Source organism: Cellvibrionales bacterium, assembly GCA_016713115.1.
Taxonomy (GTDB): Bacteria; Pseudomonadota; Gammaproteobacteria; order Pseudomonadales; family UBA7239; genus UBA7239.
The window spans coordinates 1,876,285-1,889,525 of record JADJPU010000001.1 but is presented as its reverse complement, the minus strand read 5'-3'; the positions used below and the strand labels follow the sequence as shown (position 1 = coordinate 1,889,525).

The window sequence follows — 13,241 nt, the reverse complement described above, 5'->3', positions numbered from 1 at the left end:
ACTATTCACACAGCACTCAACAACAAACACGCATGAAGCCAAAGCTGTCCATCATCGTTATTGTCTACCGCATGTCTCGCCAGGCGATGAACACGCTGTACAGCTTGTCTGCCCACTATCAACGCAATGTTTGTGAAGCAGATTACGAAGTGCTGGTGATGGAAAATCTGTCTGATGACTCACTCAATGCAAGCGATATCACCGCACTGGGAAATAACTTTCGCTATTTTCCACGCCACGAAACATCAGCATCTCCCGTCAACGCCATTAACGAAGGCTTTCGCGAAGCCCAAGCGTCTTTTATTGGCTTGATTATTGATGGCGCACGCATTGTCACACCACGCGTGGTGGAATACGCCATCGCCGTAGCGCGCACATCTGAAAACCCGCTGCTCGCTACACCGACATTCAACTTAGGCCCTTACTTGCATTACAAAAATATCGATTTTGAATACACTGAAGAAACCGAAAAACAATTACTCGAACAAACCCTCTGGAAACAAAACGGCTATCGTTTATTCGATATCAGCAATCTTGGTGAAGCCAATCCGCGCGGATTGTTTCAACCGTTTATGGAGAGCAATTGTTATTTCACATCGAAAAGTAATTTTTCTACCATTGGCTATGCCGATGAACACTTCCAACTACCCGGCGGCGGCTCACTAAATTTGCACATGTTTCGCTCCATTGGCATGCTAACTCAATGTACACATTACTGGATGATGATTGACGAAGGCTCCTTCCATCAATTTCATCACGGCGTGACCACTGCTCAACAAGACGGCAGAGAAGAAAAACTGACACAATTCCGTGAACAATTAGAAGCCATTTGGCAAGGGCGTTTCCCTGCATTGGAACGAGAGCCGCTCTTAATTGGCGCAGCCAATAGCCACTGCCAAAATTTTCTTCATTACAGCGCTGAACGCGGACAAATTCGCTTCAACCGCTTACACGAAAAGCGCCGCGTATTCTGTCAAGATGACTGGCATCGACCAGCATTCTGCTACCAGCGCGACTCCACAGATATCACCAAGTTTGATCCGCGATGAACACCCTACCTCACAAACCCAAGCTGTCATTTGTCGTCGTGGTTTACAACATGCCACGACAGGCAATGAACACGCTGTTCAGCCTATCTGCAAAATACCAACGTAACATCACCGAAGAAGATTACGAAATTCTGGTTGTAGAGAATCAATCAGACAATAATTTAACATCAGAAAAAATATCCGAACTCGGAAATAACTTCCGTTATTTTTTGCGCCAAGAAACCAGTCAATCTCCGGTGGGCGCCATTAACTTTGGCTTGGCACAAGCAAAAGCAGACCACATTTGCTTAATGGTAGACGGCGCTCGCATGCTGACACCGCGCGTCGTGGAATACGCGCTGATGGCGATTCACACCAATGCCAACGCACTGATTGCCGTGCCTGGCTACAGCCTCGGTTGGCAAGATCAACACCACCATATCGACGCGCAATACAGTGAAGCGCAAGAAACAGCGCTATTAAATGCCTGCCAATGGCAACACAACGGTTATCGCTTGTTTGATATCGCCACCATCAGCGGTGCAAATCCTAACGGCTTTATGAATCCACTGATGGAGTGCAACTGTGTTATTGCTTCTGCAGGCCACTTTGCTGCTATTGGCGGCGCCAACTCGGATTTCCAGTTGCCGGGCGGTGGCTCCATCAATCTCCATATGTTTCGCCAACTCGGCTTGCTGCCCGAAAGCACGCCCTACTTTCTCATGGCGGGTGAAGGCTCTTTTCATCAATACCACGGCGGTATTACCACCTCGCAATGGCACGATCTCGCTGAAGTACTGGAAAGCCATCGTAAACAACTGCATAGTTACTGGGGCGGACATTTCCACTCACTGCGACGCGAACCCCTATTACTGGGATCTGCAACCAGTCACGCACAACGCTTTTTGAAGTTTTCGAGTCAAAAATGCAAAAAGCGATTGGGAAGATTAGAACGCCACGGGCAACAGCCATGGCCAGATACGCCTAATAATCCGAAACATTCACTAGATTATTAAATATAAAAAATTCAAACAGAGAAAAATAATGTCGCCTTTTCTACCGCCATCGCTTCGAAATTTTTCCATCGACTACATGGCATTCAGCACATGGGTTGATCATCTCCCATTTGGCTACGACATTGTCGCCGCTACCAGACCTAAACTCGTGGTAGAACTCGGCACACAAAATGGCACCTCATTTTTTTGTTTTTGTCAGGCTATGGCAGAAAACAATATTGATGGACTGTGTTACGCCGTTGATACTTGGGCCGGCGACGAACACACTGGCGCATACAATAATGAAACTTATGAAGCCGTACAAAAACACGCGCGCAGCAACTACGCCAGCATTTCATATTTAATGCGCATGCTATTCAACGATGCACTGGCACACTTCAGCGAAGAATCAATTGATTTGCTCCACATCGATGGCTTGCATACTTATGAGGCTGTCTCCGAAGACTTCCGCAACTGGCATCCCAAAGTAAAGCCAGGTGGCATCATTCTTTTTCATGACATTCAGGCGCGCATGATGGATTTCGGCGCGTGGAAATTTTGGGAAGAGATTTCCAATCAATACAATACATTTACCTTTAAGCAGGGATTTGGGCTCGGCGTGCTACGCAAAGCAGGCGGCGAGGAACTCAACCATGACTTGCTAAAGATGTTATTTAGCACAGACACAAAAACGCAGGAAGATTTGCGTGCTTTTTATGCACACGCCGCACGCTTCCATGAATACAAACGCAAAGTTATTCGACAGGAGCGTCTACAACAACAGCGCAAACAGCAGCAAGCTGAATCGGCTCAAAAAGCGCAAATCAGTAACCACAACGAGCCATAAGGAACCCGGCATGGCTTTTGATCATTGTGCCCACGGCATGCAGCCACCGCTAATCCATATCGGCTTTCCCAAAGCCATGTCATCTTGGCTGCAAAAATTTCTCTTCCAGCCGGAACAAGGTTACATCAATATTCTAGATTCGCTACGAACAACTATTAGCGTTATTGACCCAAGCCCTTTCACTTTTGACGAATCAAAGTGCATGGCTTTTATTGAGGAAACACTGAGCAAAACTCCGAACTACCAACGACTGGTTCCTGTTTGTAGCGCAGAGGCTCTTGCCGGCAATTATTACTGCGGCGGCTTCAACGCCAAACAGAATGCTGACCGTCTGAAAATTTTATTTCCCGATGCAAAAATACTTTTTATTGTTAGAGAACAGCGCAGCCTAATGCGCTCACTGTACAAAACTATGGTGGTCTGGGGGATGCCTCACAGCATTAAGCGCCTACTCAACCCCAAACACACCTCACTGGTACCACAGTTCAACTTGGATCTACTGCGTTTCGATTTAACTACCGCGTATTATCAAGAATTATTTGGGCGAGACAATGTGTTGGTGCTGCCCTACGAATTCTTTATCAGAGACCCGAAAAACTTCGTAACAAAAATACTCTCACACACCCAATGCATGGCAACCACAGCTTTCGAGAAACTTCCGTGGAAAAGAAAGCTCAACAAAAATCAGCCACTACTGAATATCTATATCCAACGACTCAAAAACCTCTTCCTAAAAACGCCTTTTAATTACGCGGCTCCGCTAGAACTCACCGAAGCTCGTATAGCCGCTAACATTAAAAACAGTAAGTCTAGTAAGCTCCCTGCCTTTACACATAACTGGTTTGAAGATGACTTCAATCAAACTGTCTCCCATGCCTTTGCTGGACAATTTTCTGCAAGCAACCTACATCTAGAACACTTAACGGGGCTGCAGCTAAGCCAATACGGCTACGATGTGGCCACATCACAATCAAACCGTGTATAGATATGTCTATGTCAGACAAACCGCACAATGCTCTTTTTAGTTACGGGTCAATGAGAGCCGCTTATGTCAATTCAGATTTTCCTTCTCAAGGCTCTTTATCTATTACACAATTCGTGCGGCCAGAGTATTCGAAAGAACTGCACAAGGCACTGATTCAAGATAAAGCTATTTTCTTGCAACATCCAAACACTCTACAACAAAATCAGCTGTCGCCTGTTAGTCGCCAATGCCTGTGGGAATTACAAAGCGGCATCATGATACGCCTCTTGGAAAACATGACAGGAATAACCCATTTATTACCTGACACACACTGTAATTACAGCGGCTTAGACATGCCAGACACCTGCAACACATTAAAATCTGCGCTACGAGTCTCTATTTGTCTAATCACTGGCGATGCTGTAATAAAAAAAATCGACAATACAGAACCCTTTTATCAACAACACGCAGACACTTTCTACATGCATTACTGGCAAAGCCCTGCCCTGCTTGGAGAAACAGCGCTATGAATTTAGGAATTACTCCACTACTGAATTACGCGCGACTAGAAAATATTGCACGAACACAAGCAGAAATTTATCAGCAGGAAACACCGTTCTCGCATATCGCTATTGATAATTTTATCGATGAAAATACTGTCACACAGATCCTTGAACACTTCCCTGATTTGAAAGAGAAACCCACGCAAGCCACTCTTGAATCCGGAAAGTTTCCACAACCCAACAAGCTCTGGCTATCCAACCAAGCCGGCGTTGACCCCATCATTCGCCACCTGTACTGGGAGTTAAACTCCGCACCTTTTCTTTCGTTTCTAGAAAAACTGACAGGAATTGAAAACCTAATCGCAGACCCGCATATGGCTGGTGGCGGTGTACACGAAACGCTAAAAGACGGGCTGCTGATGATCCATGCTGATTTCAACAAACACCCGCATTTCAATCTAGATCGCCGTTTGAATATCCTGATTTACCTGAATGAAAACTGGCAGGACGATTGGGGTGGACACTTAGAATTATGGGAACGCGATATGAGCCGCTGCGTTAAAAAAATCGCACCCATCGCTGGACGCTGTGTCATCTTTTCGACCCAGCGGGACAGCTTTCACGGTCATCCGCATCCACTGAATTGTCCGGCAGGAAATTCTCGCAAATCCATTGCACAGTATTACTACACTATAGGTCGGCCGGCTAATGAAGATGCCAGCCCACATAAAACACTATGGCAAGAAATCAACTAGACGCTTGATCATTGATGACTTCATGCAAAGGTCGATGACTGAACCAACGCTTAACTTTTCTCTGCCAAGCAAATGGCACAAGTTTCAGTATATGACGAACACCGTATTTCTCGCGACAATGCATTAAACCCAGTAAAATTTTTTCCCGCGCCTGTACATCTAATGTTCGATTTGCAGGTGGTGCATAACACCAGCGCATCACTTGACGCAACGAAGGTAGGGAAGGAATTACGCTTGGCGCTTTGTCTTCCGCTAATGTAACGACATAGTCACGCCCATATAAAAACGCGCAGTTTTCGGGCGAAGCTTGATGCCACTCCAATGCCGCACTTTTGTTTTCAGCACAGCCAATTAGCAAATCTCGAATCTGCAATAATGTGTCATTCCATTCGATTGGCGTTGAACGCCATGGTTTAATAAAACTTAACGGCCTACCTTCCAAGCGCTCAGGAAAAGAACCTAAATCTGTAGCCAAAATCGGCAACCCACTGCGTAACGCTGCACTCAATGTATAGCAATAAGTTTCGTGCCACTGCGCAGGAAACCAAACTAAATGCGGCTTGAGGGTTTTTATTAAATCATCCAACTTTTCATCGTCATAAGCGCCATGTTGTACCACTTCTGGCGCCAATGGCTTGTAAGCATAGCCTATCAAATGATACTGCAACCGATTTAAGGCATCGCGATAGGTGGCTGTCCTCTCAAGTACATCAGCACCTTTTTCACGGCTCATTGCGCCAATAACCAAGATACGCAGCTGCTCCTGCGCAGTCATTTCTGGCACACGAGGGTGCGCATACGGATGAGATTGCTCCCACTCTGGGTGATACGCCACCTCAATAGCCAACTGTGGAAAATACTCCAAATACACTTCGCGACAACGCTGTGAGGGTGAAAAAACCCTATCCGCGCGCAAAAGTATTTCAGAAAATTTACTTCGCCACTCTGCAACATTCATTTGGTGCGGCAGAGGATAACTTTCTGCACACAATGTATCGCGCGTCACGGGATCCTCGGCAAACACTCCGTGGCGATCCGTTAATGTCGGGTTCGCACTAACAAAATAATAATCATGCAAGGTAACATCAAAAGGAACAGAGAGATCATCCACCAAATCCAACACATCATCAGAGATGTTCATCACATGATGTAAATGAACTCTCTCGATTTCTATTGATTGCAGAAACTCCAAAAGACGAGCGTACTCATCATGCAAATTGAAAAACAAAGACCAGTGGTAATCTCCATAGTGACAACCAACCTCAACAAAACCTTCTTCCGAAGACCGCAAAAACAAGCACTCAACCTGCTCAACAACATGTTCGGCCAACTCATGCAAATGTTTAACAACACCGCCACCCAAACTGTGTGTTACAAATAAATACTTAGGTTTTCTTGATTGCCGCATCAACGCCAACTGAGCCATCACGCGAAATGGTCTCTCGGGGTCTTTTTTCAGATGCTCCTGCACGAGCCGGTGATAACTTGGATACTTTTTATCTAAAATAGCCATAGCATTTTGTACGCGCTCAGCTTTTTCTGATGAGAAGCTAACGCCGCCGTCATGAAATACAAATACATTACTGCAGGTTACATTACGCCAACCCGCAGCTGAAACACGCATACAAAAATCGTTCTCCTCTCCATAGCCACGCCCAAAGGCTTCCTCATCAAAAAGCCCGACATCATTGATCGCATCCCGACGAATATACATACAAAAACCAACGCCAGTGGGAACATCTATCTGCTCAGCAGGCAGCCCTGCAAATACCGCATCAATTTCTGCAACTGTTTTTCCTAAAAACAATGAATTTGGCTGGCAATAACGCGGAAAGCTGCAAATTTCAGCGTTGTTAGAAAACGGCGTAATTGTTGCAATACGCTCATCTTTTGCTGCATGCGCAAGCATTCTATCCAACCAATCATTGGCAACTTCCGTATCACTATTCAATAAAACGACATCGCGATCAGCATGCAAACGCATGCCAAGATTAACCGTGCCAACAAAACCCTTATTGGTTTTATTAGTATGCAGCTCTATCTTTTCTTCAGCAGCTAGCTTTTCTAGATATTTTTTTATCTCAGCATTAGGCGAGCAGTCATCCACTACCAGCACATTAAACTTCGCCACATTACTTCCGCTCAACACAGACTCAATGCATCGACGCGTCTCTTCCAAACCATCGTAAACAGGAACGATAACATCAATCATCCTAACTCTCTCCCTTCGACACCTGCCGATCAATCACCCTAACAACACGCCACGACAACAAGCTATCTAGACGCTCTTTCACCTCAGACAGCTCATCTGCGACACAGAAAAACTCATCGTTTCTTGTCGTTAGCTTTTTTTCAAGCTCATCAATCACACCTAATGCAGACAAGTAGTTAGCACGCTGCCCAACAAATAGCTGATCCAGTTCAATAATTCGCTGTTCTGCACCAGCAACAGCTCGCGTTTTACCATCGAGCTCTATATTTTTTTGCTGCAGTGTCGCTTCTATCTGTGAAATTCTTTCTCGAAGTGCCTCAAACTCAGTCACCGCCTCATGTAACTCAGCTATCCTCGCATCTAATCTTGCAATATATGCCTCGTTGCGCAGAGCTTCCGCATTCCGCTGAGCTATCAACTTTTCCAAACTCGCAATACGCTCTCTTACAGCCGAAAACTCGCCAACTGCAAACTCGAGATCGAAAATTCTGGCTTCACATTCAGCGATATATGCGCTGCATGCAGCCAAAGAATGCTGTAGAGCATCGACACTGTCCTTGGCTTGAGCAACAACAAGCTGCAATTCGGCTGCACGAGTATCCCCTGCATTTATCTGCTCTACCTTCTCCTGCAATAGAGCGTCCTTCTCTCTGATCACATGAAGCGCATGGGTATGCATCTCTCCAATAGCAACCAACTCTTTTCGCAACCCAGAAATATTGTTATTTGATTCATTTAGCGCATATACAAAATCGTTATTTGTAAAAATAAAACTTTCAAAACTATCGATGCCTTTTACAACATCATCGCTGTCTGTTACCACAGCCCCATGCAGGTACGCGATATAAAAATACTTTGCCAAGCTATAGACATGACCACTATCGGGAAATTCAGCACTAAAATTTCTTTGTAGACTACTATCAATCGCCCTCAGCCAAGCCTCGCCGTCAACCTCCCCAACACCTAAAAACGAGATAATGGCACCACAAGAATGCGGGTCACTCAAAATATTTTCGTAATTTAAATAAAGAACTTCCCCCGTAAACTCACGCGAGAAAACCGAGAAAAAGTAGTACATCCATAGCAAGTGCCCAGAAAACAAAGAAAAGCCATCTCTTGCCTGCAAGGACCCTGCAACAGCGGCCGGATGCCTATTAACAAATAGAATTTTTACATCACAATGATTTCTATCGATGACAGAAAGCCACACCTGAAACAAAATACACAGTCGAGGATCTTTAATCACCAACTGGCCATGCTTTTCTAATTCAACATCGATAAAAACTTTTATGTCCCGCGATATTTCACGCAAAGCATCCGGTGAAACAGCCTTGTAGAAATGCCCTACTGGACAAACATGAAACCACTTTAGATTGGCCGCATCTAACAGCCGCTCGTTTAAGGCAACGACCTCCTTGGACTCCCAAAAACCTCGCGCATTCACTTCGTCGATAGATTCCAGTAATTCACCGGGGACCGCATATCCCAGCCCACTCACCAGCTCCGCCGTAAGCGATGTTCCACTGCGATGGGTTCCCAGAACAAAGACTATTTTCTTGCGGTTACCGCTGGAGCTCATAAATTAAGCATAGCCATACTGCGAAAAAAACGGCTCGCACAATTGTTTCACATAAGAAATCTCCGTCTCCGACAAGATTTTCTTGTATTTATCTTTCTCTTTATGTGTGCTGACCTTGGAGTAATCCATTAAATCAGGATCTTCCGTTACAAAACGAAATATTTTTGAAACCTCCGGCTTAGGATCCGCCACCAAGTCTTCGTATTTCACTTCCAAAAAACGCTCCGCACCACCGGGCATTTTTTTGTATTCATTAATCATGATCATGGATTCCAACCAATAGTTAATCCCTCCCTTGACCTCATGTTTTGCCATTACACGCCCTTCTTTAAGGCTGGACACAACATTGAGCGGATTGCGATAGATATGCACAAACTTGGCTGTTGGGTACATATGGCCTAACAACAAAATCCCATAGACATTTTGGGGCGTTTTATCAAACCATCTCCCATCAATATTATTTCTGGCTTGTAGAAAAAATTTTCCATAAAAATCAGAAATATCTTTTCGGTTTTTTGCCATCTGACGAGAAAACTCAAAGTCAAAGTCGCTAACCCCATCCAAGTCGCGATGATTCTTAAACAACTTCACGCCCACATAGTTGCGCTCATATCGCGGGCTGGCATAGGGATCGGCCCAACGAAAAAAATGCGTCTCTTCTGGAGACTCCAAGCGCGGATGTATTCTCAAAATATCGCGAAGCAGTGTTGTTCCTGATCGCACGCAGCCCAAAATAAAAAAAGGCGTGTTATCCGCGCCATATACAACATCTATTGAACCACTATCCACACCACTCTCCCTTATTTTAGTTGGTTTCTTTTTTCTACCGAGAATCATTGTGCCACACTCTCACTCATGCCGCGCCATACGCGGCAAGAACCTTTTCTGTTTCAGCCACCATCACAACACGGCCAGCTTCCAACCAAACACAACGCGCACAATACTCGCGTAGCATCGACTCACTGTGGGAAACCAAAACAAAGGACCGATCAGTCTGCATCCGCTCTTCAATAATCATCTTACTTTTTTTGCGAAAACCCGCATCCCCAACACTAAATGCCTCATCAATGAGAAGGATATCTGGGTCCGCTTGGCACGCCACGGAGAACCCCAGTCTAGCTCTCATGCCCGAGGAGTAGGTATTCAGTGGCTGATCAATAAACTCGCCCAATTCGGAGAACTCTATAACCTGATCCATTTGCCGCTCAATTGCCCTGCGTCGCATCCCCAAGAGCAAAGAACTCAAAATAACATTCTCTCGCCCTGTTAACTCTTGAATAAACCCTACTTGCAGTGACAACAACTGAATTTTATCGACCCCAGATGTCAGTTCGCCAACATCCGGCTTCACGATTCCCGCCACGACCTTCATCAGCGTACTCTTTCCAGAGCCGTTCTTTCCAATTATGCCGAGCACCTCACCTTTCATTATCTTGAAGCTAACGCCATCCAATACTGGCGGGGGATTTTTGCCAAACATGTGCCGCCGGGCATATGAAAACCCAACCCCATCAAGACTGAGAGCTTCTTTACCCATTTATTTCACGATCCTTGGATAATATCTATCAAAACAAAGCAATAGCAGAACACCAAACATACCAAATATTCCAGCAGAAAATAAAACTCTTCCCACTGATATCCAATCCGGAATTTTGTTATCCAGAAATAACCCTCGGTATGCTTCGATTAACTGTACGGTAGGTATCCACAACAACCAAGACTTAACAGGCTCCTCTAATTCCGCGACATTAAAAAAGACACCTGACAGAAAAAACAGCATCGTCATGCCATATTGAACTGCGTACCTCAAATCAGGAACTAATGGAACCACAGCCGCAGCAGCTAAAGACATACATAACACCAATAAAAATTGTACAGTCACCAAAATGGGAAGGAAGCTCCATGATGTTGTTGGATATATGCCGCATAAAATTAGCGCAGCAACCAACAGAAACAGCACAATAAAAAATTTATAGGTATTTGCAACAACAATATAGGCTGGCAAAAGCCACTTAGGAAAATACACTTGCTGCATCAACCCAACACTAGAAAGAATTACTCCCGACGCAGTTCTCACCGTACTATCAAGCCACTTCCAAGGAATAAGCCCGCACAAAAGATAAAATACAAATTCAATTCCGCCTTTCTTTAACCCCATACCAAAAACAACATAAAAAACAGCCATGTACAACAATGGCTCTAATACCCACCAAAACATCCCCAAATACATACCAGAAGCACCGCGACGCAATTCTGCCAACGCGCGATAACTGATTAACTCCAAGCATTGCCGAAGCTTCATAGGGTAATTCTACAAATCATTGAGACAGCACCTTATTCAAAAACTCTCTGAAACATAGGAATCAATAGCTTGTTGCCAGACGCACTTAAATGGTCATCATCAAAATATACCGGCCATCCATCTCTATCCCCATAGCAGGCTTTGTCATCACACAAATACGGTAGAGGATCCAACATCTGAACTCCGCAATCTTTCTTTGCATCATTCATCAATGAAAAGACAAATTGACTTCTTTCGTTATATTCAGCCAAAGAAACAAAAACCCGCTTATCCATATTTCTCATTTTTGCTCTAGCCATAACTTGTGGCACACCAATCTTTAATTCAGGAGTCGGCTTCATCCAATACAATTTTCTTGATTTACTCACCTCGCACAGTGTATCCAATGTGTGCTGCCGAAACTGCGCAAGAAACTCTGGCGCCGGATAATCATATGGCTGATCAAAATATATAGGTGGCTTAACCTTGCCCGTACCAACAACACCTTCATTAGCACCCATGACATAAAGCGATGACCGTTGAATCAGAATAACGGGAACATTCGACGGAACAGACTTTATGTTCTCCAACACCCAGCTCACGAAATCATTACAGTCTTGATCAATTTTTGCCGTTACGCCCTTTATAAAAGGACAAGCAGCTCGTGACCACAGCAAAATCTTCCCACTTCGCTCGGGCAATGCCGCTTGGACAGCTGAAGCTATAGCAATCGCGTGACTATCCCCAGAACTACAGCCTTAATTTCACCTTTGCCGTATTCACAAGACAAAGGACCTTGGGCAGGATTTTCACCATAAATACAATTACTTTTACCTTTATCTATATTTCCTTTTTCAGCGGCCAACTTAACAACAACTGGATCAACACGATCCGGCAGCCCTTTAAGCTTAATTACACCGAGCGCCATCGCACAAACGCCTACACTGGCTAACAACACAATGGCAGGCACCACCCAAACCACACTATTTCTGCGTTTTCTAAATGGATTCTCAATGAGTCTGTACGACAACTCTGCGACCACAAAGGAGCCCAGCACGCCAAAAGCCACTAGGTATATGCTGGAAAGCAATTGAAAATAATCCAGCAATACCACTGCCGGCCAGTGCCACAAATAAATTGAATAGGAGCGCTCACCCACCCAAACCACTGCTTTATTATTGACCACTGCAAGATCAGATCGATTTACCAATATAAAAGCAGCAGCGCCCAAAACTGGAATTAGCGCCAGATATCCAGGCCAATGGCTTTCTGAAGTAACAAAAAATACCGGCAGCAAGACTCCTAAAATCGAAGCAACATAAACAACAGTGCCAGCTCCCCTAGATATTTTATCTCGCAAAAAATCAGACAGAAAATAAACTAACCCGCCAGCCAACATCTCCCAATAGCGATACTTAATCATATAAAAAGCTTTTGTAGGCGCTTCGTTGGTTTTTAAAATACATGACACCAATGAATACAAAAACACCACAAAAACCACAGAAAAAAGCCATCTGCGCTTTTTATTTATTAACCATGCAACATACAAAAAAACAGGGAGAATTAGGTAGAACTGCCATTCAACCGATAGCGACCAAGTATGCAGCAGCCATTTCTCATGTGAAAGCACATCAAAATAACCAGATTCCTTTCTATATGTGTTGTTTGACACAAAAAGCAAAGTGTCTTTGACATGCTTCGCTAGTATTTCGTAATCGTCGGGGGCAAGCAAAAACCAGCCAAGTGCCAAAAGCATGAGACAAAGAAGAAGCAACGCCGGAATAATTCTATTTATTCGCGCGAAGTAAAAATTTAGAACAGAAAATTTTCCTACCTCAAGACCAGAAACAATAATTCCCGTCATCAAGTAGCCTGAAATTACAAAAAATATATCAACGCCAACAAAACCACCAGAAAAGCCAGGCACGCCAAAATGGTAAAGAACAACTGACACCACCGCCCAAGCTCGTAACGCATTTATATCTTGGCGAAATTTATTCTTACTTCCAGCTACAACAGAACCACTATTTTCCATAACTTCCTAACAACACATACATTTAGACCAAAAAAAACCCTT

General features: G+C 44.5%; 13 protein-coding genes. 6 read left to right on the top strand and 7 right to left on the bottom strand.

What is annotated here, in order from left to right; genetic code table 11:
• The first annotated feature begins 32 nt into the window (after positions 1–32).
• Genes IPK30_09355 through IPK30_09330 form a run of 6 tightly spaced genes read left to right on the top strand, consistent with a single transcriptional unit; the run spans position 33 to position 5,092 of the window.
• Positions 33–1,049, top strand: coding sequence for a glycosyltransferase (locus IPK30_09355; protein MBK8103468.1), 1,017 nt, complete (start codon positions 33–35; stop codon positions 1,047–1,049).
• A complete protein-coding gene (locus IPK30_09350; protein MBK8103467.1) occupies positions 1,046–2,044 on the top strand; it encodes a glycosyltransferase family 2 protein in 999 nt (332 codons plus the stop codon). Before IPK30_09355 ends, IPK30_09350 begins: the two co-directional genes overlap by 4 nt.
• A 25-nt stretch (positions 2,045–2,069) precedes the next feature.
• Positions 2,070–2,870, top strand: a complete 801-nt coding sequence (locus IPK30_09345; GenBank protein ID MBK8103466.1) for a class I SAM-dependent methyltransferase — start codon at positions 2,070–2,072, stop codon at positions 2,868–2,870.
• 10 nt (positions 2,871–2,880) lie between these two features.
• Positions 2,881–3,855: a sulfotransferase gene (locus IPK30_09340; GenBank protein MBK8103465.1), complete on the top strand. Its 975-nt coding sequence runs from the start codon at positions 2,881–2,883 to the stop codon at positions 3,853–3,855.
• An 8-nt stretch (positions 3,856–3,863) separates the two neighbouring features.
• A complete protein-coding gene (locus tag IPK30_09335) occupies positions 3,864–4,364 on the top strand; it encodes a hypothetical protein (GenBank protein MBK8103464.1) in 501 nt (166 codons plus the stop codon).
• Positions 4,361–5,092 carry a 2OG-Fe(II) oxygenase gene (locus tag IPK30_09330; GenBank protein ID MBK8103463.1) on the top strand — a complete coding sequence of 244 codons (732 nt, stop codon included), beginning with the start codon at positions 4,361–4,363 and terminating at the stop codon, positions 5,090–5,092. The genes IPK30_09335 and IPK30_09330 overlap by 4 nt, the downstream gene beginning before the upstream one ends.
• Here the strand turns inward: IPK30_09330 and IPK30_09325 are convergent.
• From IPK30_09325 to IPK30_09295, 7 genes are all read right to left on the bottom strand, one after another.
• Entirely contained in the window at positions 5,085–7,304 is a 2,220-nt protein-coding gene (locus IPK30_09325; GenBank protein MBK8103462.1) for a glycosyltransferase, read from the bottom strand. The genes IPK30_09330 and IPK30_09325 overlap by 8 nt on opposite strands.
• A 1-nt stretch (position 7,305) precedes the next feature.
• Positions 7,306–8,883, bottom strand: a complete 1,578-nt coding sequence (locus tag IPK30_09320; protein ID MBK8103461.1) for a hypothetical protein — start codon at positions 8,881–8,883, stop codon at positions 7,306–7,308.
• Positions 8,884–8,886: 3 nt separating this feature from the next.
• Positions 8,887–9,720: a sulfotransferase gene (locus IPK30_09315; GenBank protein MBK8103460.1), complete on the bottom strand. Its 834-nt coding sequence runs from the start codon at positions 9,718–9,720 to the stop codon at positions 8,887–8,889.
• 16 nt (positions 9,721–9,736) lie between these two features.
• A complete protein-coding gene (locus IPK30_09310) occupies positions 9,737–10,420 on the bottom strand; it encodes an ABC transporter ATP-binding protein (GenBank protein MBK8103459.1) in 684 nt (227 codons plus the stop codon).
• The gene (locus IPK30_09305; protein ID MBK8103458.1) at positions 10,421–11,185 is read right to left on the bottom strand and encodes an ABC transporter permease; all 765 of its coding nucleotides are present in this window, start codon (positions 11,183–11,185) and stop codon (positions 10,421–10,423) included.
• 32 nt (positions 11,186–11,217) lie between these two features.
• A complete protein-coding gene (locus IPK30_09300; protein MBK8103457.1) occupies positions 11,218–11,685 on the bottom strand; it encodes a hypothetical protein in 468 nt (155 codons plus the stop codon).
• Between the two features lie 200 nt (positions 11,686–11,885).
• On the bottom strand, positions 11,886–13,199 hold the full coding sequence (locus IPK30_09295; GenBank protein MBK8103456.1) for an acyltransferase: 1,314 nt from the start codon (positions 13,197–13,199) through the stop codon (positions 11,886–11,888).
• Positions 13,200–13,241 lie beyond the last annotated feature (42 nt).